At 41.4% G+C, this 24175-nt stretch carries 29 protein-coding genes and 3 tRNA genes; 12 read left to right on the forward strand and 20 right to left on the reverse strand.

The window, feature by feature from the left end; translation table 11 throughout:
* Window positions 1-2: 2 nt before the first annotated feature.
* Both QWZ13_RS12185 and QWZ13_RS12190 read left to right on the forward strand, forming a co-directional pair.
* A complete protein-coding gene (locus QWZ13_RS12185; RefSeq protein WP_290282009.1) occupies window positions 3-797 on the forward strand; it encodes an HAD-IIB family hydrolase in 795 nt (264 codons plus the stop codon).
* 61 nt (window positions 798-858) lie between these two features.
* Window positions 859-2238 (forward strand): hypothetical protein, encoded by a 1380-nt coding sequence (locus tag QWZ13_RS12190; protein ID WP_290282010.1) that lies wholly within the window; start codon window positions 859-861, stop codon window positions 2236-2238.
* A gap of 20 nt (window positions 2239-2258) precedes the next feature.
* On the opposite strand, the gene QWZ13_RS12195 is transcribed toward QWZ13_RS12190, so the two are convergent.
* Both QWZ13_RS12195 and QWZ13_RS12200 read right to left on the reverse strand, forming a co-directional pair.
* Window positions 2259-2456: a CPXCG motif-containing cysteine-rich protein gene (locus QWZ13_RS12195; protein ID WP_290282011.1), complete on the reverse strand. Its 198-nt coding sequence runs from the start codon at window positions 2454-2456 to the stop codon at window positions 2259-2261.
* A 38-nt stretch (window positions 2457-2494) separates the two neighbouring features.
* Entirely contained in the window at window positions 2495-2626 is a 132-nt protein-coding gene (locus QWZ13_RS12200; RefSeq protein WP_290282012.1) for a hypothetical protein, read from the reverse strand.
* Window positions 2627-2737: 111 nt separating this feature from the next.
* On the opposite strand from QWZ13_RS12200, the gene QWZ13_RS12205 reads away from it, so the two are divergent.
* Together QWZ13_RS12205 and QWZ13_RS12210 are read left to right on the forward strand one after the other, a co-directional pair.
* A complete protein-coding gene (locus QWZ13_RS12205) occupies window positions 2738-2887 on the forward strand; it encodes a hypothetical protein (RefSeq protein ID WP_290282013.1) in 150 nt (49 codons plus the stop codon).
* Between the two features lie 293 nt (window positions 2888-3180).
* Window positions 3181-4425, forward strand: coding sequence for a hypothetical protein (locus tag QWZ13_RS12210; RefSeq protein ID WP_290282014.1), 1245 nt, complete (start codon window positions 3181-3183; stop codon window positions 4423-4425).
* A gap of 97 nt (window positions 4426-4522) precedes the next feature.
* Here QWZ13_RS12210 and QWZ13_RS12215 read toward each other — a convergent pair whose 3' ends face one another.
* The 6 genes from QWZ13_RS12215 to QWZ13_RS12240 form a co-directional block, all read right to left on the reverse strand.
* Window positions 4523-4918, reverse strand: coding sequence for a GlcG/HbpS family heme-binding protein (locus QWZ13_RS12215; protein WP_290282015.1), 396 nt, complete (start codon window positions 4916-4918; stop codon window positions 4523-4525).
* Window positions 4919-5070: 152 nt separating this feature from the next.
* On the reverse strand, window positions 5071-5499 hold the full coding sequence (locus tag QWZ13_RS12220) for a P-loop NTPase family protein (RefSeq protein ID WP_290282016.1): 429 nt from the start codon (window positions 5497-5499) through the stop codon (window positions 5071-5073).
* Window positions 5414-5605, reverse strand: a complete 192-nt coding sequence (locus QWZ13_RS12225) for a hypothetical protein (protein ID WP_290282017.1) — start codon at window positions 5603-5605, stop codon at window positions 5414-5416. Before QWZ13_RS12225 ends, QWZ13_RS12220 begins: the two co-directional genes overlap by 86 nt.
* 77 nt (window positions 5606-5682) lie before the next feature.
* On the reverse strand, window positions 5683-6048 hold the full coding sequence (locus QWZ13_RS12230) for a hypothetical protein (RefSeq protein ID WP_290282018.1): 366 nt from the start codon (window positions 6046-6048) through the stop codon (window positions 5683-5685).
* A gap of 245 nt (window positions 6049-6293) precedes the next feature.
* Window positions 6294-6920 (reverse strand): class I SAM-dependent methyltransferase, encoded by a 627-nt coding sequence (locus tag QWZ13_RS12235; RefSeq protein ID WP_290282019.1) that lies wholly within the window; start codon window positions 6918-6920, stop codon window positions 6294-6296.
* A gap of 127 nt (window positions 6921-7047) precedes the next feature.
* The gene (locus QWZ13_RS12240; RefSeq protein ID WP_290282020.1) at window positions 7048-7266 is read right to left on the reverse strand and encodes a hypothetical protein; all 219 of its coding nucleotides are present in this window, start codon (window positions 7264-7266) and stop codon (window positions 7048-7050) included.
* A 27-nt stretch (window positions 7267-7293) separates the two neighbouring features.
* Between QWZ13_RS12240 and QWZ13_RS12245 the strand changes: the two genes are divergently transcribed.
* Window positions 7294-7560 carry a hypothetical protein gene (locus tag QWZ13_RS12245; RefSeq protein ID WP_290282021.1) on the forward strand — a complete coding sequence of 89 codons (267 nt, stop codon included), beginning with the start codon at window positions 7294-7296 and terminating at the stop codon, window positions 7558-7560.
* Window positions 7561-7703: 143 nt separating this feature from the next.
* On the opposite strand, the gene QWZ13_RS12250 is transcribed toward QWZ13_RS12245, so the two are convergent.
* On the reverse strand, window positions 7704-8093 hold the full coding sequence (locus QWZ13_RS12250) for a hypothetical protein (RefSeq protein ID WP_290282022.1): 390 nt from the start codon (window positions 8091-8093) through the stop codon (window positions 7704-7706).
* A 243-nt stretch (window positions 8094-8336) separates the two neighbouring features.
* A tRNA-Leu gene (locus tag QWZ13_RS12255) sits at window positions 8337-8423 on the reverse strand.
* On the opposite strand from QWZ13_RS12255, the gene QWZ13_RS12260 reads away from it, so the two are divergent.
* Window positions 8398-8523 carry a hypothetical protein gene (locus QWZ13_RS12260; RefSeq protein ID WP_290282023.1) on the forward strand — a complete coding sequence of 42 codons (126 nt, stop codon included), beginning with the start codon at window positions 8398-8400 and terminating at the stop codon, window positions 8521-8523. The genes QWZ13_RS12255 and QWZ13_RS12260 overlap by 26 nt on opposite strands.
* Here the strand turns inward: QWZ13_RS12260 and QWZ13_RS12265 are convergent.
* The 7 genes from QWZ13_RS12265 to QWZ13_RS12295 all read right to left on the reverse strand — a co-directional run bounded on the left by QWZ13_RS12265 (window position 8524) and on the right by QWZ13_RS12295 (window position 15657).
* A tRNA-Cys gene (locus QWZ13_RS12265) sits at window positions 8524-8597 on the reverse strand.
* A 72-nt stretch (window positions 8598-8669) separates the two neighbouring features.
* Window positions 8670-8744, reverse strand: a tRNA-Gly gene (locus QWZ13_RS12270).
* Between the two features lie 181 nt (window positions 8745-8925).
* Window positions 8926-9477: a CDP-diacylglycerol--glycerol-3-phosphate 3-phosphatidyltransferase gene (gene pgsA, locus QWZ13_RS12275; RefSeq protein ID WP_216001603.1), complete on the reverse strand. Its 552-nt coding sequence runs from the start codon at window positions 9475-9477 to the stop codon at window positions 8926-8928.
* Window positions 9478-9539: 62 nt separating this feature from the next.
* On the reverse strand, window positions 9540-11387 hold the full coding sequence (uvrC, locus tag QWZ13_RS12280) for an excinuclease ABC subunit UvrC (protein WP_290282024.1): 1848 nt from the start codon (window positions 11385-11387) through the stop codon (window positions 9540-9542).
* An 11-nt stretch (window positions 11388-11398) separates the two neighbouring features.
* Window positions 11399-12043 carry a UvrY/SirA/GacA family response regulator transcription factor gene (gene uvrY, locus QWZ13_RS12285; RefSeq protein WP_290282025.1) on the reverse strand — a complete coding sequence of 215 codons (645 nt, stop codon included), beginning with the start codon at window positions 12041-12043 and terminating at the stop codon, window positions 11399-11401.
* A 78-nt stretch (window positions 12044-12121) separates the two neighbouring features.
* A complete protein-coding gene (locus tag QWZ13_RS12290) occupies window positions 12122-13516 on the reverse strand; it encodes a PhoH family protein (protein WP_290282026.1) in 1395 nt (464 codons plus the stop codon).
* 98 nt (window positions 13517-13614) lie between these two features.
* On the reverse strand, window positions 13615-15657 hold the full coding sequence (locus QWZ13_RS12295) for a protein kinase domain-containing protein (RefSeq protein ID WP_290282027.1): 2043 nt from the start codon (window positions 15655-15657) through the stop codon (window positions 13615-13617).
* Here QWZ13_RS12295 and QWZ13_RS12300 point away from each other — a divergent pair.
* Window positions 15649-16143, forward strand: a complete 495-nt coding sequence (locus QWZ13_RS12300; RefSeq protein ID WP_290282028.1) for an FHA domain-containing protein — start codon at window positions 15649-15651, stop codon at window positions 16141-16143. The two genes, QWZ13_RS12295 and QWZ13_RS12300, sit on opposite strands and share 9 nt — an antisense overlap.
* Before the next feature lie 52 nt (window positions 16144-16195).
* Here the strand turns inward: QWZ13_RS12300 and QWZ13_RS12305 are convergent, their stop codons facing one another.
* Complete coding sequence (locus QWZ13_RS12305) at window positions 16196-17131, reverse strand: DegV family protein (RefSeq protein WP_290282029.1); 936 nt, start codon at window positions 17129-17131, stop codon at window positions 16196-16198.
* A 111-nt stretch (window positions 17132-17242) separates the two neighbouring features.
* Here QWZ13_RS12305 and pabB point away from each other — a divergent pair, with 111 nt between their 5' ends.
* Together pabB and QWZ13_RS12315 are read left to right on the forward strand one after the other, a co-directional pair.
* Window positions 17243-18613 carry an aminodeoxychorismate synthase component I gene (pabB, locus tag QWZ13_RS12310; protein ID WP_290282030.1) on the forward strand — a complete coding sequence of 457 codons (1371 nt, stop codon included), beginning with the start codon at window positions 17243-17245 and terminating at the stop codon, window positions 18611-18613.
* A 94-nt stretch (window positions 18614-18707) separates the two neighbouring features.
* The gene (locus tag QWZ13_RS12315) at window positions 18708-19427 is read left to right on the forward strand and encodes a phosphoadenylyl-sulfate reductase (RefSeq protein WP_290283354.1); all 720 of its coding nucleotides are present in this window, start codon (window positions 18708-18710) and stop codon (window positions 19425-19427) included.
* Here QWZ13_RS12315 and cysB read toward each other — a convergent pair.
* Window positions 19424-20398, reverse strand: coding sequence for an HTH-type transcriptional regulator CysB (cysB, locus tag QWZ13_RS12320; RefSeq protein WP_216001594.1), 975 nt, complete (start codon window positions 20396-20398; stop codon window positions 19424-19426). The genes QWZ13_RS12315 and cysB overlap by 4 nt on opposite strands.
* Window positions 20399-20533: 135 nt before the next feature.
* Between cysB and QWZ13_RS12325 the strand changes: the two genes are divergently transcribed.
* On the forward strand, window positions 20534-21325 hold the full coding sequence (locus tag QWZ13_RS12325) for a sulfite exporter TauE/SafE family protein (RefSeq protein ID WP_353958984.1): 792 nt from the start codon (window positions 20534-20536) through the stop codon (window positions 21323-21325).
* 4 nt (window positions 21326-21329) lie between these two features.
* Here QWZ13_RS12325 and QWZ13_RS12330 read toward each other — a convergent pair whose 3' ends face one another.
* A complete protein-coding gene (locus tag QWZ13_RS12330) occupies window positions 21330-21767 on the reverse strand; it encodes a hypothetical protein (RefSeq protein WP_216001592.1) in 438 nt (145 codons plus the stop codon).
* Window positions 21768-21865: 98 nt separating this feature from the next.
* On the opposite strand from QWZ13_RS12330, the gene QWZ13_RS12335 reads away from it, so the two are divergent.
* Both QWZ13_RS12335 and QWZ13_RS12340 read left to right on the forward strand, forming a co-directional pair.
* The gene (locus QWZ13_RS12335; protein WP_216001591.1) at window positions 21866-22930 is read left to right on the forward strand and encodes a 3-deoxy-7-phosphoheptulonate synthase; all 1065 of its coding nucleotides are present in this window, start codon (window positions 21866-21868) and stop codon (window positions 22928-22930) included.
* Between the two features lie 86 nt (window positions 22931-23016).
* On the forward strand, window positions 23017-24174 hold the full coding sequence (locus tag QWZ13_RS12340; protein ID WP_290282031.1) for a cation:proton antiporter domain-containing protein: 1158 nt from the start codon (window positions 23017-23019) through the stop codon (window positions 24172-24174).
* Window position 24175: the final 1 nt, after the last annotated feature.

Consider the following 24175-nt stretch of genomic DNA (forward strand, 5'->3'; position numbering starts at 1 on the left):
TTATGACCACAGGGCAAAGTGCATTAACTGAGCAATGGAACAACATTAAATGGGTGTTGACGGATGTAGACGACACCCTCACTTGGCAAGGTAAACTACCACCCGAAGCATTGATCGCATTAAATAAGCTTCAGCAAGCAGGGATCAAAGTAATTGCTGTTACCGGCGCTTGTGCGGGCTGGTGCGATCATATCGCTCAGCTTTGGCCAGTGGATGCTGTGCTTGGTGAAAATGGCGCCTTTATCTTAGAAAAGAAAAATGGATACTTAACAATCAGCGCTGACCTATCTTTAGACACTTTAAAGGCACAGCAATCTCAATTAAAGGAACAAGTGCTTAAGATTCTAATGAAGTATCCCGATTTAAACCTTACACTCGATCAGGCTTATCGATTATGCGAAGTTTCGATTGATATTGGGCAAAATAGACCCCGTGTAGACAACGAAATCATTGAAGAAATTACGTTTAATATTCAAGCCTTAGGCGCACATGCTACCTCGAGCTCTATACACATTAACGCCTGGTATGGAGAACACTCCAAAAAGGCAACTTCCTTTAAATATTTGAATGCTAAGGGTTTAACTGAAAGCGAAATAGCTAAACATTGCTGTTACATCGGCGATTCAATGAATGATCAAGCTATGTTTCAAGCTCTACCTTTAACGGCCGGCGTTGCCAATATTTCGCATTACTGGGATAAACTGCACCACCACCCTTCTGTAGTGATGGAAAATAATGGTGGTTATGGATTTTCTGAATTTACTGAGAAGTTGCTTACGATAAAGTGCATAGCTTAAATACTGTTTTAAAGAGGGCAATTTAAATTAATACCCCAGTTTGTAAACACGGAGAACATTAATGGTCTATTTTCGATTGCTTGATAAATTTCATATTGAAATTGAGTCGAAGATCACGCGTGAAAGCTCTGATTCTAAACTGCAGGTTTATTTCTTTTTACCTGATCAACTGGGGGTGAATGCCTACACCTTCACCGACGACATGTTTTACCAAAGCATGGTAACAGAGCAAGGTTACTTTTATGGCAACCCAAATTTAGTTAAATCACATGTACAAATTTCAAAATTAGGTCGCATCCGCACCGACAACAACGACAATCACAACGCCTATTGGAAGCAAGTTAGCTTGCTCAGTGTTCAATGGCGAAAAGCGATAAAATCAACCTTTCGTGATATTGTAAAAACTGAAAATTCTGAGCTATTGGAAGAAACATTATCTCATTTAAAGCACTTATTTAAATTGCTTAGAGAAGTAGAACCCAAAAAAGAACAAGCCCGTTTTTACCGTACTTTTCAGTTTTTAGACAGCCATCTAAGTTGGTACCTTCAGCAAAAACTTATTACACTTTCAATTGAGTTGAAGGGTCTAAAATCTTTACCTAAAGATGCATGGAAAGATAGCGTTAATGGATTAATTGAATCGGAAAAGGCCTATTACCACGACAAAGGTTTCAGAGAGTATGAAGCTAGTGAAGAAGGTGCTGATAAGCTGCTTTGGCGAATGAAGCAAGTTCAACGCTACCTAGACCACCCTATTTTACTGAATACTAGCCGGAAGCCAGTAGGTATATTTACTGAGCAAATGGTATTTGGGCTTGCAGCTGCAGCTTCGATGGCATTTGCGACAGCCATTGCCTTTTACACCCAAAAGCAATTTGGTAACTTCAGCACCACCTTTTTTTACGCCCTAGTTATTTCCTATATATTGAAAGATCGCTTAAAAGACTTAAGTCGCAGCTTTATATATAAAGTGCTAAGCAAAAGGTTTTACTCGTACAAATATGCCGTACGCACTAAAGACAATAATACTCGTGTGGCCACAATTAAAGATGCTTGCGGATTTTTGAAAAAGGATAAAGTACCGGAAAATATTCTAGATATAAGAGAGAAAAACTTATTAACTAGCCGCAAGGCTGAAGAACCCCATGTGTTCTTGTACAAAAAATCATTTACGCTGTCTTCGTCCTCATTCACCTCTGAGCACGACAAAATGTATGACAACATAAAACTCAATTTGGCCAGAATGATTCGGAATTTCCCAGATACTCGCAAGAACATTTACTTTTACGAAGACGGTAAAACTAAAAAGTTTGTCGGCCGCCAAAAGTTTGCGATAAACGTCTGCATTACTTTTAAGTCTAGCTCGAGTGATATTTTGAAATACTATCGATTAATGATAAACAAAAAAGGGGTGTACCGTATTGAAGAGCTAAAAGAATAATACACAATTTAATACGAACGTTAAAACGCCTCGTTTTCACTGTAAACCGCCAAGCCTAGCTGCCCTCCCCCTAAGTCAGACACCACAAAGGTAATCGGCTTGCAACAAACCTGACAATCTTCAATATAGTTTTCACCGGTATCGGTTGGGTCTAGTAAGACATCTAGGGTAGCTGCACAGTATGGGCAACGGGTTCGTGTTTCCTGTAAGTGCTGCATTTTATCGCCTATAAATTAGTTGCCCCTATACAGTTCGTCTAGGCTGCATCACCATAATTATCACATACAACTACAAGGTATCCGTCTGGGTCATGAAGCCATATTTCATGGTGTTTTGCATTAGGGTTAACATGAGGTTCGGCAACCACTATCATTGGCTCAATTTTCATATTTCTTCCACCTATGTAGTATTTATATATAGGTTATTAATGTTTAAATTTCAACAGATTGCGCAGCTTTTGTGGTAACACACCTCTAGCTTTGAGGGTTAGATATGCTTCATGCTATTGCCATACCCCCCAGATAAATACCACATCGTTACTGCAATAGGTATCGTTAGAAACGGGTATTTGTACCGCCAAACCATCACGGCACCAACGGCAAGCGTGGCCAGCTCCATGGAAAGCCAATGCCATTTTAAATATCAGTGATAATCACCTTTTCATTCGCAAGCACAGAAAGTGTGTTTGAACCAAATAGCTAACCTAAATGAAGGTAGTTGTTACCGAATTTCTATATTGTGATTCATTTTATATTCAGTACTTTCTGTTATATTTCCTTTATACGTTTTCAGTATCCATACTGATTTCAACCATTTACTCTATGGCAAGGAGACGGGACACTGACAAATGCTGTCGTTGTGGTCCTCACTAATATGAATGAAGCATTAAAAAAATTACAAAAAATTTCTGTAACCACACTTTTATTTTCTGCAAGTACGATTGTGTTCGCGATAAACACGACCAATATCCCTGAACAATGCCAAGAATATGTAAGTGAATTAAAGTTGCAACTCACTGAGGCAGATACTGAGTTTGTCCAATCTGGTCTTCCCTATGTGATATCCGCGTTCCGTGAGGGGTCTCCTGAGTGCATGTCGCTGGTATTTGAATACCCTTTCGAAATGCCTAACCCACTCCCTCCAATAAAAACCCCAACCGAAATGGTAAAAAGGATCGCTGAGGTCGTTGACGATTCAATCCAGCTAAAAATTGCGCAATCCTCCATAAACAACTGGAGCACAATGGGCTGGAAAGGATCTATGCTAGAAAACGGCATTATTTGGATAGCAGAGTCAGGGGGAATATTTAGAATTCACTATGAAACAGCGGCAAGGAAAACAAAAATTGAGAGTGTGCTAGCAGCACAGCAAAAGAACCTCCACCCTAGCTTACATGAGTTCGAGAGCCCTATTTTATCGTGGAATTCGAAACGCTTTAATATCAGAGTAGATCAGTTGGTCAATGACCAATATCGATACGCTGTCTGGAAAGGCAGTGAACCCCAAAGTTCTAAACCAGATCTAATCCTAAACAATGGACAATATTATCGATCGGGTGGATCAATGTCATACCCTGAGTATCAATTTAGGAACGGTAAGTACATTTACACAATTGGTCAATCGTGGACTCCTAATTGGCCTGACGGGAAAATTGGTCAGCTAATCGTAGAAAAAGAAAACTCTGATGGTTCAACAAATTTATTAACAACTGTCGATTACTTCGAAAATGATATTGGTATGAACATTCCTATGAGTCGAAATGAATTTGTAGAAGACTTTATTAATAAATTGCTACAAAGCGCTCCTTTAAGAGGCAGAGGACAAGATAATATTAATTATAAACACATTGGTACCACAGATGACCTTTATTCAGAGAATTACTGTGACCGATCTTATGAATTAAATTTAACCAACATACCAGTAGAGCAATTTACTGAATTACTAGAGTTGCACATAAGAGAAACCTTTACATGGGAAAAAGAGAATTGGCCAAATATGAAATTACAGTTTTCCGAGTACTCAGGCGTAAATCAAGAATTAATGACTCCTGTAGACAGTTCACTTTCAATTGATGTGATCAATGTTACTGTTGACGAACCTGGTTCAACCTTTTTATTTTACTTTACTGAAGAAAACGGAGTAGATAAATTGATTCAAGTTTCGCGAAAAACACTGTGCATGCCTTAATAAACGTTTAAATGATAACATTGATAAGCTCTTGGATTTCTGACTTGATTCCAAGAGCTTTTTAAAAATCTATTTGTTCACAAAAATAACAACAACATCAACAACAGGCACTTATAACTTCTACAACTAGCGCTTCATCATCGGCTTCAGCTAAACCACTGACTCCCATAGCCCCTAGAACCTTACCTTTCACTTCAATAGGTACTCCGCCAGCAATACCAGTAAACTTTGGGTCTGTCCAGTAACTTAACCCTTTATGAGTTTCTCGTGCCCATTGAGCTAAGCTCGATGTTTTTTGCCGGTCTCTGGCTGACGTGTACGCTTTGTTTTGCGCTAAGACGATGGCGTGTTTAGCTACATTATCTGTTCTAGCAAACCCAACCAATTCACCGTGATTGTCTACAACCGCAACCGCTATTTCTACTTCTTTGTGTTTCGCAAACTCTAATGCTTTCGCGATTAAATCCTGCGACAACGTTAAATCTATATCCATACTTTTATCCACCTATGAACAATTACTTTTAGTTAATATTGACTAGCTCAATACTAATATATGCACTGAATATATGAAGGTGATTCATTCGAAAGAAGGTTAATTGTTCGTACTATAGTTGTGTATTTACCTATTACAGATATAAAAAATCACTAAACGTCACTAACATTTGCCACAAGCTCGGTCTTTTTCCCGTTAAAATCACGGTATAGCTTTTCATGAGCCACTTTAGAAAAAGTATCGGTACGGTTGTTATAATCTGTGATCCAGCTAATGAGCATGTCTAAATTTGCATCTTGTGCAGCTTTAGATTCATATTTGTGAGGCTCCCATGGGCGATTCCTCGCATTGTCTATACACTCTGAGATAGGTAGGTTGAGAAAGATGATTTCACTGGCCTTTGGCATGACAAGCTTTAATAAATCTGAATAGCAGCCTTCAATTACCCAGTTAGGGCGGCTCTCAATAAACTCGATTATTTGGTTTTCTGATTCTTCAATAGCCTTTCGCTCGGGCGGCATGATCGGCTGCCATGCCACTGTATCCAAATCTAAATGAGCTAGTTGGTATTTCTTGGCCAATTTTTTGGCTAAGGAAGACTTCCCCGACCCTGAATTCCCAAAAATAACAATGGTGCTCATTTGAAAACCCCTTAAGACTTAATAGTGAATGCCTTGTATCGACCATAAAAGAAGATTAACAAAGAAACGGAACTACCCGAAAATGAATTCATAAAAGATCGAGAATGCTAGTTCCAATTTAATTCAAATACTTCTATCTGAGAAATATTCATTTAGGCTATGAGGAAGAGAGCCATTCTGAATTACGTAGGCTGTAAAATCACCAACTAAGGAAGCAGCAACAAAACTTCCTACGACATAAGCCAAAGCCTCAAAACCACTTGTATCACCCCACTTTACAAGGCAGGTAACAAAAGCAATTAAATGGAATGCCGCTCCATAGGTTGGTATAGGCAAGACAATATAGGCAGCAACTACGAACAACATTAACTGTTTCAATTCAATATTTTGAAACATTCTTTTACTTGCAAAGTACATAATGCCAATTGCTACTAGAAAGTTACAAATCAATTCTAAAAGATTCAATTGCCATAGCTCCTTATTAATCAATCACTTGTCTTTTTATTTTTTTTTAGATATTCCGCTAAGGTAAACACCATCCATGTTTCTTAGTACCTTAATTTCAATCATAATGTCGACTATTCACCTACCTGTCAATTTGAACATTAACATTGCTTGTTTAATTTTAAAACCTACAAAACTGAATCGCAGGTAGCATATTTTGGTGCTAAATGTACATGGTAGCCCTATCCTACACTCGTGAAGCGGAATTGTTATATTTCATATAATGAGGTTCATATTTTTCGTGCAATGATGAAAACACTAATGCCATTCTTGCCATGACTCCATTGCTTTTCAATTGAAAAACCCGCCTTTTTGATTTCATAGAGCAGCGTTGATTCGGTTAATACAAATACATCGGGCATAAGCCCTAATCGCTTTCCAATTGGAGCAAGCAATTTTATGAAGCGTAAGTAAGAATGCCCAATACAGGCCGTACTGCTAACAAATACTCCACCAGGTTTAAGAATTCTGGCAACTTCAGTAATCGCAGACTGCCAGTCCTCCATTAGGTGAATCACATTTAAACCTAATACTGCATCTAGACTATCCGCTTTAGCATTAAACTCTTGTAAAGTTCCACGCGAGAAAGTAATGTTATCAATATCAGCCTCTCTTGCCTTATTCCGGCCAATCTCAATCATTTTCTCAGATATATCGATGGCGTAAATGTGTTGCACATAAGGAGCATGATATACAGCCGTTGTGCCAGTACCGCACCCAAATTCTAAAACCTGCATGCCGGTAGACAAGGTAGCTTGCGTCTCGCGAAGCTTTTTCTGATACGTTAATTCATCAGAAATCGGACTCTCCGCATAACCCTTAGCTTTACTATCCCAAAATTTATCAGACTTACTCATGCCAACCTCGACTATGCTGTTTAAACTGCAGCTTAGGTACTTTGGATTTGAATCGGTATCTCTATAGCAACCAGAACAAAAATACCTTCAGGGAGCCTATTTGCTTAGGTTAGTGCCATAAAAGCTTTTAGGCTAATAAATACTCAACCTTACGTCTAAAATACAAACATTCCCGCAAACCTAATTTCATTCTTTTTAGATGGTTTGTCCATTTAAGTACTGTATTTTTAACCTCAACGGATATATAAATACTTATGCACTTCAATGAAAAAGTTTGGCCGACAGGATTTAGGTCACGTTGAGCAATGAATGCATAGCAACTTTTGGCTATATACCTAATTTGCACTCAAGAACGGACACTATGAAACTAAATATGGTTAATTACTTATTATCAACTATTTCGATTTTGTTCTTTATATTAGGAGCCCTACTAATATTTGAAGTTATCAGACCTTATAGCAATTTAAAGGTAGATGGACCACTAGGGCTCAGTTGTTTTGTTCTGGGGGCTTTGATTTCAGGGTGTTTTCTTTGGTTCAGTTTTGGAGTGATTGCAATAAACATGATCAGCTTAGCCTTAAACTTGGTCTTTATCGTCTGGGTATGTGTCATGCTTTATATGGCATCAAATATATTTTAAACATCAACAATAGATAATTTTTTGTCGGAAACTAGAGGCAAATAAGCCATAGTTTTACACGCCACTAGTTATAAAGCACAAAGTAACCCTATAAAAACACGGGTCGTGTTAATTCTTAAGGAATTGCTGCAACTTGCATTATACTAAGGAGTTCCTTCAAAAAAACCGCTTACATACCAACAGCCATCCAATTTCTGGAATAGCCATTTTCTATAGTTAGACTCTACTTCTGCAGCATAAATTAGCTTTGCCCGATCATCATTAACGGTAGCAACCCATTTATTAGCTCTGTCTTTTTGCAGTAATTTCAAGGAAGCCGCTGAGGATTCTCTGATACTAGATAAATCTCCATCCATGATTTTCTCGTTGTAATCTAACTCAGACGACTTAACCTTATGTTGAAAGGGAAACCTATAGATAAGCTCGCCGCTGTTAAAACGGTGCACTATTTCTTCACGATTAAGCTCTATTACACATTCAGAAAATGTAAATGGTGAAGCCATAAAAATTGACATAATTATCAGTTTTTTCATGAAAGTTCATTTTAAATTTAAGCTTCTCTAAAAACCCGTTCGTCCCTACTTTCATTAGTATTCAATTTACGGAACTATGACGGCCATACCCAATACGGCTCCATATTGAACCAGGAATTTATACCTGTCAATTTGAACATCAATATAAAATAAAAAAGTAGCGTAATTTTTCAGATAAGAGAAAACTCTCAACTACCTAACGGCATGAGAAGATGATTTAAAAGCTGAGGAAGTTCTAGGAAATGGTGCGGGTGGCCGGACTTGAACCGGCACGACCGTTAAGTCGCAAGATTTTAAGTCTTGTGTGTCTACCGATTCCACCACACCCGCTAAAAGACTTGGACGTCTCCGTCCTTTGTTACCTTACTGCTGCTCTTTACTGTGGAAAGAACACTTACTCTATTTTGAAACTTGTCCACTGAGTAAGTAGTGGAGGCGCGGGTCGGAATTGAACCGGCGTACACGGAGTTGCAGTCCGCTGCATGACCCCTCTGCCACCGCGCCTAATTTGCAATGTTTTAACAGCTTGCTGCTGATTGTGCCAAACAAGCGCGCAACCGCTTATTTTTAATAATTTGGAGCGGGAAAGGAGGCTCGAACTCCCGACCCCAACCTTGGCAAGGTTGTGCTCTACCACTGAGCTATTCCCGCTAATTGTTGTTGGCTGTATGCCCTGACAACGGAGACGCATTTTAAGCATCCCTCACTTGTTGTCAAACATTATTTTATAACTTTTTGATTTTTATAGTGTTTTTTTAAAAAACCAGTCAATATTTAATCAAATCGAACAAAAATTACGCGTTTTCGCGCACTGATCACAAAAATAAAGCCGCTATTGCGGCTTTAGATCGGACCATGCAGCTTTCAGGTAAACGATCATCGACCATAAAGTTAAAGCAGCCGCTACTTGTAATGCAATTAAACCAAAGTTGCTGACAAAATTAACTGTATCTGGCGATTGAGCCAGTAACACAATGATAGATACCATCTGCATCGTCGTTTTGAGCTTACCTAACATGTTAACGGCGACACTCGCACGTTTGCCAGCTTCTGCCATCCACTCGCGTAATGCTGAGATCACAATTTCACGACCAATAATAATAACGGCAGGTATAGTCATAAAAAAGCTGGCGTGAGATTCAACCAAGACCACTAAGGCGGCCGCAACTATCAGTTTATCGGCTACGGGGTCTAGGAATGCACCAAAGGGTGTCATTTGCCCCAGCTTGCGCGCTAGATACCCATCGAACCAATCGGTAACGGCGGCTATGGTAAAAAGAATGGCCGTCGCTAAATACGCCCATTGAAAAGGTAAGTAATACACGATGACGCATACTGGAATAAGTATGACTCGAAACATCGTCAGCAAATTTGGAATATTCATAGTGGTCCTTGAAAATCTATCGGCGCATTATAAACACATTCATTGAAAATAGGTTATTTGGTTTAATTCGTGTGCAAAAAAGTATAAATATCCTGAGCAAGTGCCGTCGATATGCCCTGCACTTTGGCAATTTCATCAACGCTGGCCGATTTAACTGCCTGAGCACTGCCAAAGTGGCGTATCAATGCCCTTCTGCGCGTACTCCCAACTTTAGGGATATCATCTAGCACAGAGCCTAATCGCTGCTTGCCACGCCGCGCTCGGTGCCCTGTAATAGCAAAGCGATGAGCTTCATCTCGTATATGCTGAATGAGATGCAAAGCTTGCGAATGGTTGGGTAAGGTAATCGTTTGATCGGGTGTTTCGAAAAACAAGGTTTCTAACCCTGGTTTACGGGTTTCGCCTTTAGCGACACCTAACAACGGTATGGCCACACCGAGTTCGTTCATGACCTCACGAGCCATACTCATTTGCCCTTTACCGCCATCTACAATCAGTAAGTCGGGTAATTTAGTGTCTTCTTTTTGCAGCCTTGCATAACGCCTATGAATGGCTTGCTGCATAGCGGCGTAATCATCACCTGCGGTCACGCCTTCAATATTGAATTTTCGATACATGCTTTTGTTAGGGCCGTCTCTGTCGTATACCACGCACGAGGCTGTCGTGGCTTCCCCACTGGAATGCGAAATGTCAAAACATTCGATGCGCTCTGGTATTTGCTCTAACTCTAGCGCTTCCTGCAACGCTTCTAGGCGTTGCGTAACTTGCTTACCGTGCGACATACGCAAACTTAATTGCTCGCCTGCATTGGTTTTAGCTAACTCAAGCCATTTAGCGTTAGTGGAACGAACGGCGTGGCTAATAGTGACCGAGCGATTGAATTGTTCTTTTAAAGCGCGCTCCAGCCAAGCTGATTCTTGCACCGGAACATTCGATAATATTTGCGTAGGGCATTCGGTATTGGCGCGCGCTAAATAGTATTGAGCTAAGAAGCCAGTCATGATTAAGCTTTCGTCTTCCTCTATTCCCGGCTTTGGAAAAAAGCTGCGGCTGCCGATCATGCGACCATCTCGTACCATTAAAAAGTGAATGCACACGCCCGAGGCTTCTTTTACTACAGCAAACACATCAACGTTGCCTTTAGCGCCCGAAACAAATTGTTGCTCTTGCACCTTTCTTAAAAACAACAATTGGTCGCGTAAATCGGCGGCTCGTTCATATTCGTATTTTTCGGCAGCGGCGTCCATGTCACGTTCTATTTTTTTTACCAAGTCTTGGCTCTTGCCTTGCAAAAAAGCGCGGGTTTTATCTAAATCTTCTTTGTATTCTTGCTCTGATACCAAGCCAACACACGGGGCTTTGCAGCGTTTTATCTGATATTGCAAGCAAGGCTTTTCGCGATTACTAAACACGCTGTCTTCGCATTGACGAATCCGAAACGCTTTTTGCAATAACAATAAACTCTCTCGTACTGCATGCGCACTTGGAAACGGCCCAAAATATTCATCTTTTGCGCCTTTTGAACCGCGATGAACGTATAATCCTGGCGACGAATGCGACGTTGAAAGCTTTAAATAGGGGTACGATTTATCGTCCATCAATAGAATATTATAGGGCGGGCGATGCTTTTTAATCAGCGTCTGCTCTAGTAATAGTGCTTCGGTTTCACTGTGGGTAATGGTGATTTCAATCGATCGAATATGCGACACCAAAGCCACGGTTTTATTGGTGAGCCCGCGCGAGCGAAAGTAGCTCGATACCCTATTCTTTAAATTTTTTGCTTTACCGACATACAGTAAATTGTGTTCGCCATCGAACATGCGGTATACACCGGGGCGAGCGGTTAAATTTCGTAAAAAGGCTTTTGAATCGAAAGGTTCGGCTTGGGGTTCTGTAGTCGGGTCAGACATAGATGTTGCAGTTACACCATTTCTTGAGGTTCTAATAAACCGTGCCGTATCGCTAGGTGAGTCAGCTCAACATCGCTGGAAAGCCCGAGCTTATCGAAAATACGATAGCGGTAAGTGTTCACCGTTTTAGGGCTTAAGCAAAGCTTATCGGATATTTCCTGCACCTTCTTACACGAGCAAATTAAAATGGCAATTTGCATTTCGCGATCGGATAAATCGTTAAATGGATTCTCCGATGCACCTAAACTATTTAAGGCCAACTTTTGAGCGATTTTGGCCGTTAAATACTTTTGCCCAGCAATGACGGTTTTAATGGCCTTCACCATTTCGTCGGTAGAAGCCCCTTTAGTAAGGTAGCCTGAAGCGCCCGCTTGTAGCAATCTTGTAGGGAATGGGTCGTCATCGCACGCTGTTACTGCAATAACTTTAATATCGGGAAGAATACGGTTAATTTTACGCGTCGCTTCGATGCCATCTACGCCCGGCATTCTAACATCCATCAACATAACATCAGGTTCGTGCTGTTTGGCGAGTTTAATTGCTTGTTCGCCACTGTTGCCTTCGGCGACAACACGCAAACCTTCAACGTCTGACAATAACTTAACTAGCCCCATTCGGACTAAGTCATGATCGTCTACTACAATTAAATCAACCACTTAGAATACCTCTAATATTACCCTGCTCCATAATACGTTGGCTTGAGCAGGGTTTAAAGCGTTTTTTCTAACATACCTTTAAAGGTGAGATTCTGCAAAAGCAGCCAGCCTGCTTCGTGCCACGCCCTGTAAAGTAATAGATCCAGCATGTTCAAAGCCTTTAAAACGCTCACTGATATAAGTAAGCCCACTGCTGGTCGACCCCAAATAGGGCGTGTCTATTTGTGCCAAGTTTCCTAAGCAAACTACTTTTGTACCCTGCCCGGCTCGTGTCACGATGGTTTTAACCTGATGAGGGGTCAGGTTTTGAGCTTCGTCAACAATCAAAAGCGTTTGTTGAAAACTTCGGCCTCGTACAAAGTTTAAGCTTTTAAACTGGATGGGCACTTTCGATCCGACGTAATCTTCACTGCTGACTGGATCAAAATCCTCAGCATGCAGAACCTCTAAATTATCGGTAAATGCACCTAACCACGGTTGCATTTTTTCAGCTTCTGTTCCTGGCAAAAAGCCAATATCCTCATCTAAACCACGTGTACTTCTAGTGGCCAAAATTCGTTTATAAATACTTTTTTCGACGGTCAGTTCCAATGCGCAGGCTAGCGCAAGAATGGTTTTACCACTGCCTGCCGCGCCGTTTAAACAGACTAAATCTATATCTGGGCTCAGCAATAAATGAATAGCCATGGCTTGATGAATATCTCGCGGTGCTAACCCCCAAGCTTTTTGACGCATCATAGAACCGTGGTTTAATAATTCTATCGCTATGTTCTCGCCATCGTCTTTATGTGTGCGGCAAACAAAGTCATTTTCATCGTATAAAAACTGATTAACATATACGGGTGCTCCAACCAGTTGTTGAATAACTTCTTTACTCATAACATGGTATTTTTCACCACTTGGGCGTTGCGGTGCTATGGCCTCTACGCGCTCCCAAAAACTGCCTTCTATAGCGTGATAACCTGTTGCAAGTGAGTTTAAATCGCTGATTAATTGATCGTTGTGATAATCTTCCGATTGCAAACCGCAGCCGCGCGCTTTCAATCGCATGTTAATATCTTTGGTCACTAATACGACTTCGGCATCAAGCACGTTTTTTTGAAGTGCGAGTAAGTCGTTGATGATTTTATTATCGTTTAAATGATTCGATAAACTTTGTTCAGCCGACTCTTTATTTGGCATTAAAATAGATATAAGACCTAAGGTTTCACCACTGGCGCGAGGAATGGGTACACCATTCATCACCTCGGCAACACTGGCTTTACCTAAAACACCTTCTAATGTTCTTACGGCTTGCCGCGCATCGGCGGCTACGGAGGTAGGTCCTACTTTGAGTTTATCGAGTTCTTCTAGCACCACCATGGGTATTTTTACGCGGTGTTCTTCGAATTTATAAATGGCGCTTGGATCGTGAATTAAAACATTTGTATCTAATACATATACGCGTAAACCAGAATCGCTATCAAGAGTCATATAAGGCAACCTTAGACAATACTGTCGTAATGGAAAGTGTTTTGCTTAACCTTTATCTCATCTAAATAAAAACAACAGATTACAGTATTAACATAGCGCTATTTGTTTTGTTCGGCCAACCATTTTTTCAATGCTTGAGATAATTCAGCGGCATTCTTATATCGATCGCTCAGCTCCTTATGTAACGCTTTGTTCACAATTCGAACTAACGATACCGGCACATCACCATTAATATTACGTGGACTAACCTGCTTACTCTGAGTGATTGCATAAGCCAATGTCGGTAAGGTATCGCCCGTAAATGGCAATTGTTGGGTTAAAGCCTGATAAAGCGTTACGCCTAAACTAAAAACGTCGGTTTGCCCGGTCAGATTGTCGCCTCGAATCTGTTCCGGGGACATGTAAGAAGGGCTGCCCAACACAACGCCCGTTTGTGTTTGCTGTGCACCAGCAATACGCGCCACACCAAAGTCAGTCAATTTCAATTGATTAGTTTTGCTGTCAATGATCATGTTTGCGGGTTTCACATCGCGGTGAATCACCTCGTGATCATGCGCATAAGCTAAAGCATCTGCGGCTTGCGCTATCCAGGTTACACGCTGAATTACATCAATACTGGCCGCTTTGCTGATGTGATCTGAAAGCGCATGCCCTACCAGTAAGTCCATCGCAATAAATGCAACATCGTGCTCTTCACCCACATCATAAACGGTCACTATGTTCGGGTGGTTTAATTTACCTGCGGCTTGTGCTTCGCGGAAAAACCTCTGTTTTACGGCATCCATCTCATCAAAGCCTAAGCTTTTCAAATGCACTACTTTCAAGGCGACGTGCCTGTTAATTTTGGGGTCGTTGGCTTCATAAACTATCCCCATTGCGCCTCGGCCCAGCTCTTTAGTTATGTGATAACGACCTAGGGTTAAATTTTCTATGTGCCCAACTGGCAGCTCACTTCTAGTTTGGCCAATGACCATTGTCGCGGTACCATCAATAACTTCTTTTAGCTGTTTTAATCCTTTTTTAGCTTCCGTACATTTTGGATCAAACGATAATAACTCTTCATAGCATAATTGCGCTTTGTCTAACTGGCGATTGCGCTGGTAGCCTTTGGCTACTTCCAGCCAAAGTGGTGAATACGCCAATGTGTTTTTTTGCTCAACTAGAAATCGGTAGGCGGATTCTGGCTTACTATCATCCAACAATGAAGCTACCCAGTATCCTGCAATTTTTCTATGCGCTTTGTTTAAATTGTTTATCCTGTGCATTAGGCTGGTTTTTTGCAGATACCAAACCGTGGCCAACACCAACATAACAGCAGGCACTAACACTGGCACCCAAACGGCTTGTGCTATCAATAAATACAGCACAATAGCAACCTCTATCAGGCCGATAGACAACGCAACCCACATTGGTTTTGAAGTGGTCGCTATTAATAGCCAGGGTGCAGTTGCCAACAATATGGCCAATAAAAATGACCAATTCGGTACAGTCACCCAAAGCTCTTGTAACAAAGCGGCTTGCTCTTTAATAAATTGGTGCGCTAATGGGGTATCATGCGAAATTAGCGTGGCATCAAAATTTCCTAAATCTGCATAGCTTAGGCTAGGTACTGCCTGCCAATTTAAAAACAAGCCTCCAAAACCATCTATCGGAATTGCTTGATAGTTTAGCAACAAATGATCGGCATCTTTTTCTACTGGCACACCTAAGGTATTTAACGTTGCATCAAAAAAACTGCGACCTTCTTGGTAAGAAACCAGAGTTTTATAGTGAACCTGCGCAGGCTGCCAGTAAAAATGTTCACCTTCTTGAATTTGAGTCGCTCTAGTCTTTCGAAATAGATTGAGCGCCGATTGAAGCCAGCGTTGCGTAGTGATAGATTCGCTCGAGTAACTGTATTGAAAGCCAGACAAAACCTGACTAGGTGAATGCGATACCGGTGTTTTAATGACCAACTCACCTCTTTGAGACAAGCTCGGTACAACACGCACTAATGGCGCTTCCAACGCGTCTCCCGGGCTCAATGAACGGCCCCAACTGATGAGTTGGCTATCGATGCCATGCGTGGCTGGAAATAGCCCGATGACTAAAATAAAACTGGAAATTAGCCCAAAAAATAACCTAAAAAACAGGTGTCGCACGATTTAGTCACCATTCTGTTAACGATTTATCAGTGTTTTACATTTAACCCTGCTAATCTATACCCGAAATCATTCATACTTGGCAACCGCAGGAGCTCGGAAATGCCCCTTTTAATGCAAATAAAAGATGACGTGGTGCAAAATAAGTTTCCACTGGATCAAAAAACCATGTCGATAGGTCGCGCTACGGATAACGACATTCAGCTCGATGATAGCACGGTATCGGCCAATCATGCTTGGCTTGAGTACCATCCAGCTGACGACGAACAGACTCAGCCGTACTACCGCTTAATTGATTTAAAAAGCACCAATGGCTCATTTGTTAATGAAGAGAAAATCTCAGAGCACACCATTCATCACAACGACATTGTGAGAATTGGCTTTGTATCGTTCAAGTTTATTGATGAAAATGAGCATCGCTTCGAAGAAACCGCAAAGGTACACAAAAGCTGGATTCCTGGCGTGTATTACACCAAAGACAAATAACAATGAGCAGTGGCGCTATGCCACTGCTTTTTTCTTTTAGGATACGCCTACCTCAGTCTTCAAAGTCATGATCTTCAGCGGCCAGCGCTAATGAAATGGCACCTGGCCCTAAGTTTATTCCACCACTTAGGCCCATCACGCAGCTCAACACTTGTACATTATTTTCTTTAGCGATAGCCAACATTTTTGGGTATTGCTCAAACGCCATTAAATCGGCCTCATCCCCTGCTACACTCACTACGACATATTGGCACAAGAGCCCTTTTTGTATTCGTTTAATTGCGTACTCAAATAAACCGTTACCAGCATTGCGATAACCTTTAACACTGGCCACTGAGACAGTATCGTCGTTTTTAAATTGGATGATGGGTTTTATTTTCATCGACTTCGCAAAAAACGCACTGACAGCCCCCACAGAGTTTTCACCTCGTGTTTTGGCCCGCTCACGAATATAACCCACCTCGGGTGGCAGCATGTAGGCGTATATTTTATTCTTAAACGCTTCCGACAGCTTTAAAATTTCTTGTCGCGATTTTCCTGCTTTTATGAGATCGGATGTAAAGGCGGCTAACAACCCTTGGCCTGCAAACATATTGGCTGAATTCATCACTCTCATGGCAAAGGGTTTTTCGGATTTTCCTAAGCCTCTATAGCTTTTTAATATTTTAGGTTGAGCCAGTTCATAGTTATTAAAAATTGGGCTGCGTGCTTTGCTAGCCGTTTGCACCAACGCAAAATCAAAAAACTCTAGAATATCGTCTTTAAACACTTGATGTATTTTTTCTGGACTAAAGGCGATAGTTTCGGCTTTGTGCTCTAATGTTAAAAGGTTATCGGCATAGAAGGCTTTAAGCTCTTCAGGGTCTTTGCTGTCTTCGTATAAATTGCCATCTACGTTTACTGTAATAGGAAATACAACAATGCCTCGCTCTGCTACAAAGGTAGCTGGCAAATCGCAGGCGGCATCAACGACCAACAATATACTCATTTAACTCTCCTAATCTTTAGAAGTTTCATACCACTCTGGTGTAAACTAGCGCCACAACAAAAGGCCATAGGCCATTTATTATGATTGTCGCTTACTTAACTGGATTCTGTATTGCAAGTTATCACTTTAGACTATTTATCCGATGTCATCGTACTTACTCAGACACTTTCGTCAGAAAATGGCTTTATATGGTTTCATAATGGTCCTGAATCTAAGGCTGGAGAAGAGTGGTTTTCGGCTTGGCCTACTGAAACCTATCAGTATTTAGGTCAAAATAGCTGCCAAGTAAGCTGTTTCTCAGGCGAAACGGAACACCTTGTCAGAGATTATTTCGAGCTTTTAAAGTCAAAACTCGGCGAGCCGGCGAATACCCCTTCAAAAGGCCTGTTTACGGGAGGGCTAGCTGGGCATCTTAATTATGAGATAGGCTTGGAAACACAAGGCGTTGCAACGAAACACGCCTGTTCAACTGAAGATAAAACCCTTGCAACGGTGGGCCTGTATCATTGGGCCTGTAAGGTTGACCACAACAACCAAACCATCGAAGTATTTATCCGCTCTGAATGCCCAACAGGCATTAAAGAAAAAATAGAGCAATGGGCGAGCTCAAACACGGAACAAAAGGACAATCAGACCAAGCAAAATAATAGCAATTTACATTGGCAATGCAGTATGAGCTATGAACACTATTGCCGTGCATTTAAGAAGGTGAAAGATTACATATACGCTGGCGATATTTATCAAGCCAACCTCACTCGGCAATGGTCTAGCACCAGCAATGTCACACCGTGGGCCAACTACTGCAAACTGTTAAGGTCCATGTCAGCGCCCTTCTCATTTTACCAAGCGGTTGATGACGTTGCGGTTATGAGCGTTTCTCCTGAACGCTTTTTGCAAGTAAAGGGCGACACCATTTTCACACAGCCTATAAAAGGGACTCGTGCCCGCGGCATTACACCCCAAGCCGATGAGCGGTTAAAAATAGAACTTCAAAACAGCGTAAAAGACCAAGCTGAAAACTTAATGATTGTAGACTTGCTTCGTAATGACATAGCCAAGAATGCAGAGCCAGGTTCAGTCGTTGTTGATAAGTTGTTTGAATTGCAATCTTTTAAAAATGTTCACCATTTAGTCAGCAGTATACGTGCTAGAAAGCTGCCCACTAGCCACCCTTTGGATATTTTAAAAGATGCTTTTCCCGGTGGCTCGATTACAGGTGCGCCGAAGAAACGCGCCATGGAGATCATCGATGAACTAGAAGTGGTGCAAAGGCGGCAATATTGTGGCACTGCGTTTTTCTTGTCTTTTGAAGGTTATTTAGACAGCAACATTATGATTCGGACTCTTACGCAAAGAGGCAACGAGCTTACTTGCAGCGGCGGTGGCGGCCTTGTATACGACAGTGATTTAGACAGCGAGTACCAAGAAAGTGAATTAAAAATTCAACGCCTTCTCGATGCGTTGTCTGAAAACACCTTATAACCAATCGTTATGTAATATTCTTATCTTATACAGTTATTTTTAGAAATGATGCGACCGTGCTAGAGTCAGGTCAATTCAAATTTTGGCAGCAATTATGGAAAATATAACCGAATTAAACCTCGAGCTCAGTGCGAAATCGCCTCGAGATATCATAAAACACGCTCTTGCTACACATAGCAATATCGGCATCAGCTTCAGTGGTGCTGAAGATGTAGTGCTGATAGACATGGCCGTTAAGCTTAAAAAAGATGTTCATATCTTCACACTCGATACCGGTCGCTTACACCCAGAAACGTATCAATATTTGGAAAAAGTGCGCGAGACATATGGCATTCGTATTGAAATCTATTCTCCGGATGCCAGTGCCCTGCAAGCATTTACCAATGAAAAAGGCTTATTTAGCTTTTATCAGGATGGCCATAAAGAATGTTGTGGCGTACGTAAAATCGCTCCGCTTCGAAACGCCCTATCTAACCTAGATGCTTGGATCACTGGTCAGCGTAAAGACCAAAGCCCTGGCACCCGAAACAGCATTGCAACTGTAGAAGTGGACACGGCTTTCAAGGGTAAAACAGACCAACTCATTAAGTACAACCCATTGGCAAACTGGTCTTCTGAAGAGGTTTGGAATTATATTCGAGCTATGGAGATACCTTACAACGAACTGCACAGCAAAGGATTTAAAAGTATTGGGTGTGAGCCTTGTACGAAAGCGGTTTTGCCAAACCAGCATGAGCGAGAAGGCCGCTGGTGGTGGGAAGAAGCCACACAAAAAGAATGTGGCTTACACGCTGGAAATATGAGCCAACCTTAGTAGGTTGGCAAAGAGGTATTTTTGAACATCTCGTCTAGTTCGTGTTTATTAGCGACGGCCATCGCAGCTTCAACTGTCGCTTTATCAAGATGAGGAGCAAAACGTTCAATAAACCGGTACATATAACCTCTAATAAATGTTCCTTTGCGGATACCCAAACGAGTGATGCTGGCCTCAAATAAATGGCTAGCATCAATGCTAACTAAGTCTCGATCAGTTTCCGGATCTACCGCCATGTGCGCCAAAATACCTACACCCAAGCCTAAACGAACGTATGTTTTTATGACATCGGCATCGGTGGCGGTAAAAACCACCTTGGGCTTTAAGTCTTGTGCAATAAAGGCATCGTCTAATTTAGAACGACCGGTAAAACCAAAAACATAAGTCACTAATGGGAATGCGGCCACATCTTCTAATGAGATACTGCCCTTTTTCGCCAAAGGATGGTCACGCGGAACCACCAATGAGCGGTTCCAACGATAACAAGGCATCATCACTAAATCAGAAAAATGATCCATACCTTCTGTAGCAATCGCCATATCAACAGTGCCATCTGCAGCCATTTCTGCAATTTGAAGTGGGTTTCCTTGATGCATGTGAAGTGAGACATCGGGGAAGTCTTCAATAAAATGCTCGATAACCTCGGGTAAAGCATATCTAGCTTGGGTATGGGTGGTGGCAATGCTTAAACTGCCCTTTTTATTATTGCTGTGCTCTTGTGCAATTTGCTTAATTGAATCAACTTTGCCGAGTATTTCACCCGCCACTTTGAGTACGGCTTCACCGGCAGGCGTTACCCTTGTAAGGTGTTTGCCAGAGCGCGCAAAGATTTCTATACCTAGCTCATCTTCTAGTAATCTAATTTGTTTACTGATGCCCGGCTGAGAGGTATACAAAACTTGTGCGGTAGCGCTTACGTTTAGATCGTGATGCGCAACTTCCCAAATATATCGGAGTTGTTGTAGCTTCATTGAACCAATCCCTTACCCTAGTGGTATGTAGAAATGTTTGTCACCATCCTAAGTTACATTTTAGTTATATAAATATCAATAACTATTCTTTTTAGAAATACACCATACAGGTTAGATTAACAACATTGTTAATTTATGCCTTTTTGGATGGTTATGGAAATACTTTTGTTTATAGCAGCAGGCGCAGCAGTCGGGCTCATTGTGGGCATGACAGGCGTTGGCGGTGGTGCACTGATGACACCTATATTGTTGCTTTTTGGTTTTCCACCACAAATTGCCATTGGCACAGACCTTTGGTATGCCGCTATTACTAAGTCTTCCAGCCTTTATAGCCATCATAAGATGAACAATATTCGTTGGCAAATTGCGTTAACAATGGCGGCTGGTAGCTTGCCCGCTGCTGTCTTAACCGGCCTAGTATTAACCTATTGGTTTGATGACAATGGCTCTTATACCCACATTTTAACAACCGCGTTAGGGTTTATGCTGATCTTAACAGCCTCAGCCATCTTATTTAAAAACAAGCTCATGAAAACATCACGAGACGATACAGAAGGCAACCAAACAAGTAGGCAAGCTGTAAAATTGTGGGCGATAGGAGCCATTCTCGGTGTTTTGGTCACTCTCAGTTCGGTTGGTGCGGGGGCTATCGGGACCGCGGTACTGTTAATTTTGTACCCAAAGTTTTTGCCTAGCCAAATTGTCGGTACCGATATTGCTCATGCCATACCCCTGACATTTGTTGCCGGACTAGTACATTTGCAATTAGGCAACGTTGATTTCTTCTTATTGGGCGCCCTTTTAATGGGGTCGATACCTGCCATTCAGATTGGTTCGAAGTTAACCCAAAAAGTACCTTCGGCCATTTTACAGCCAGTTCTTGCTTGGCTGCTTTTAGGCTTAGGATTAAAGTACGCCATTTTTTAAGCGCTTACTTTTTAAAAAAACCAAAGCCCTTACCACCTTTGATTCGAGTTTCGAGCATTTGGCGGTTCACAGCAGATACATCGCATCGAATGTAAAGATCTAAATCTTCTTGATCTTTAACTCGTAAATTCACAAAAACCGTATGAACCTTTAACTCAGAATTATAACGTGATGATCGTTTATCAAAATTAGTTTGCATTAAATCTCGGCCATAGGAATCTATTGCCTCTTGTTTGCATACTTGAATTGCAACTTGTTGACTCACTTCAGCACGACCTTGAGGCAACTCACCTCGGCCATTTAATACATCCCAGACTGAAGGCCTGTATTCACCTTGATTTGCGACCATTTCATCTACCGCTAAAACCATGGCAAAGGTAAAACCTAAGGCAAGTATTATTGGGATAACGATCGTTTTAAACTTACTTTTTTTAACGGCCATTCAAACTCCGTAAACATTTATATACAGGTTGTAATTATAACTTTACCACTTTATGATAGAGCCTACATACTACACAAACACACAAGCGCAAAATTATTATGAACCCAATTGATAACCTCAATGTTGATAGTCAAACTATCCTTATTACACCGAGTGATCTTAAAAAAGAACTGCCTATTTCAGATTCTGCCTATAACACCATAGCAGAAGGCCGAAGCGCTGTTAGAAATATTTTAGATCGTAAAGACGACCGTTTAATGGTTGTAGTAGGCCCGTGTTCAATTCACGATACCGAAGCAGCACTCGACTACGCACGTCGCCTAAAAAAGCTCAGCGATGAAGTTAAAGATGACCTCCTTATCATAATGCGCGTTTATTTTGAAAAACCACGTACCACAACTGGCTGGAAAGGGTTAATCAACGATCCGCATTTGAACGACTCCTTCAAAATTGAAGAAGGATTACATATAGGTCGTAAATTGCTACTCGATATTGCTGAGATTGGTTTACCAACAGCGACTGAAGCACTGGACCCAATTTCACCTCAATACATGCAAGATTTAATCAGCTGGTCGGCTATTGGCGCACGTACCACAGAAAGCCAGACACACCGTGAAATGGCCAGCGGCTTATCGAGCGCTGTTGGCTTCAAAAATGGTACTGACGGGGGCTTAGAAGTTGCGATTAACGCGCTTAACAGCGTGTCTTCTGGTCACAATTTCTTAGGTATCAATGGTGACGGTCAAGTGGCCATCATTAAAACGAAAGGAAATGCATATGGCCATGTTGTATTGCGAGGTGGTAATGGCAAGCCAAATTATGATTCTGTTTCAGTCGCGCTTTGCGAAGAAGAGCTCATTAAAGGCAAGCTAACTCCCAATATTATGGTTGATTGCTCTCATGCAAACTCCAACAAAGATCACAATCTCCAACCGCTAGTCGCTGAAAATGTGGCCAACCAAATTCTAGAAGGCAATAAGTCTATTATCGGCATTATGATTGAAAGTAATATTGAAGCTGGCAATCAAAAAATAAAAGAGTCACTCTCGGATATGACCTATGGCGTATCAGTAACCGACGCTTGTATTGACTGGAAAACCACCGATACCTTGCTTAAAAACATCAGCAACAAGATCTCAACGGCATTGAGATCAAGAAATTAAGCATTATTATAAAAGGGCACTGGTACATCACCTACCAGTGCCCTACTCTTAACTTGTATCCTCTACTGTATTTAAACGATTAAACTATGGTTTTTTCTTTCTTCCTTATTTTTACGGGTGCGGCAATTTTTGCCACATTCGCTCTCTACACAAAACAACCGCTGCTTATTGCGTACATCGCATTAGGCGTAATTGTCGGGCCATTTGGGTTTTCCGTCGTAGAAAACACCCAGCTTTTAACCGATATGGCCGAGATTGGCATTATATTTTTGCTGTTCTTACTTGGGCTTGATATGCAGCTTTCTAATTTAATATCGACGCTAAAGAAAAGTGTCGTTGTTGGTATTGTTAGTTGCGTGGCGTTTGTTTTAATTGGCTTTACGGTAACCAATATAATGGGGTTTCCTACCAGTGAAGCGATCATTATCGGATTGTGTTTAATGTTTTCGAGTACGATCATTGGTATTAAACTTTTACCTACTACCGTACTGCACCATAAACACTCTGGTGAGCTTATGGTGGGCATTTTGCTCATTCAAGATTTCGTTGCAATTTTGGTGTTACTGGCAATAGAAAGCCTTGGCAGCGGCACGACCGATGTGTATTCCATGATAAAACCACTTATCATGCTACCTATTTTAGCGGCCATTACTTTTACTGCGGTTAAATTTGTTATTTTACCTTTGTTCAGTAAATTCGATCGCTTCCAGGAATATATATTCTTACTCACCATTGGTTGGTGCCTGGGCATTGGCGAGCTAGCTCACGGGTTACTTGGGTTATCATACGAGATAGGCGCTTTCATCGCGGGTATTAGCTTAGCAAGCAGCCCCATATCGCAATTTATTGCTCTCAATTTAAAACCATTAAGGGATTTTTTCTTAATACTTTTCTTCTTCACCTTAGGCGCACAATTAAACATTGCAGTACTTGCAGATGTTTGGGTTCCAGTATTAGTGCTAACCGCTACTGTGCTAGTCGGCAAGCCAATCATATTCCGGTTTTTACTGCACCGGTTAAGTGAATCAAACCATTTAGCATGGGATATTGGCTTTAGGTTAGGTCAGATAAGTGAGTTTTCGCTACTGGTGACCTTTATTGCCCAGGGCGCAGCGTTAATGTCTGAGAAGTCAGCGGTATTAGTTCAATCTACAGCCATTGCAACCTTTGCTATTTCCAGCTATATCATTGTATTTAATTTTCATAACCCTATAGCCGTCTCAGATAAATTACGACGCGATTAAC

Origin of the sequence: Reinekea marina, assembly GCF_030409715.1 — a bacterium.
Taxonomy (GTDB): Bacteria; Pseudomonadota; Gammaproteobacteria; order Pseudomonadales; family Natronospirillaceae; genus Reinekea; species Reinekea marina.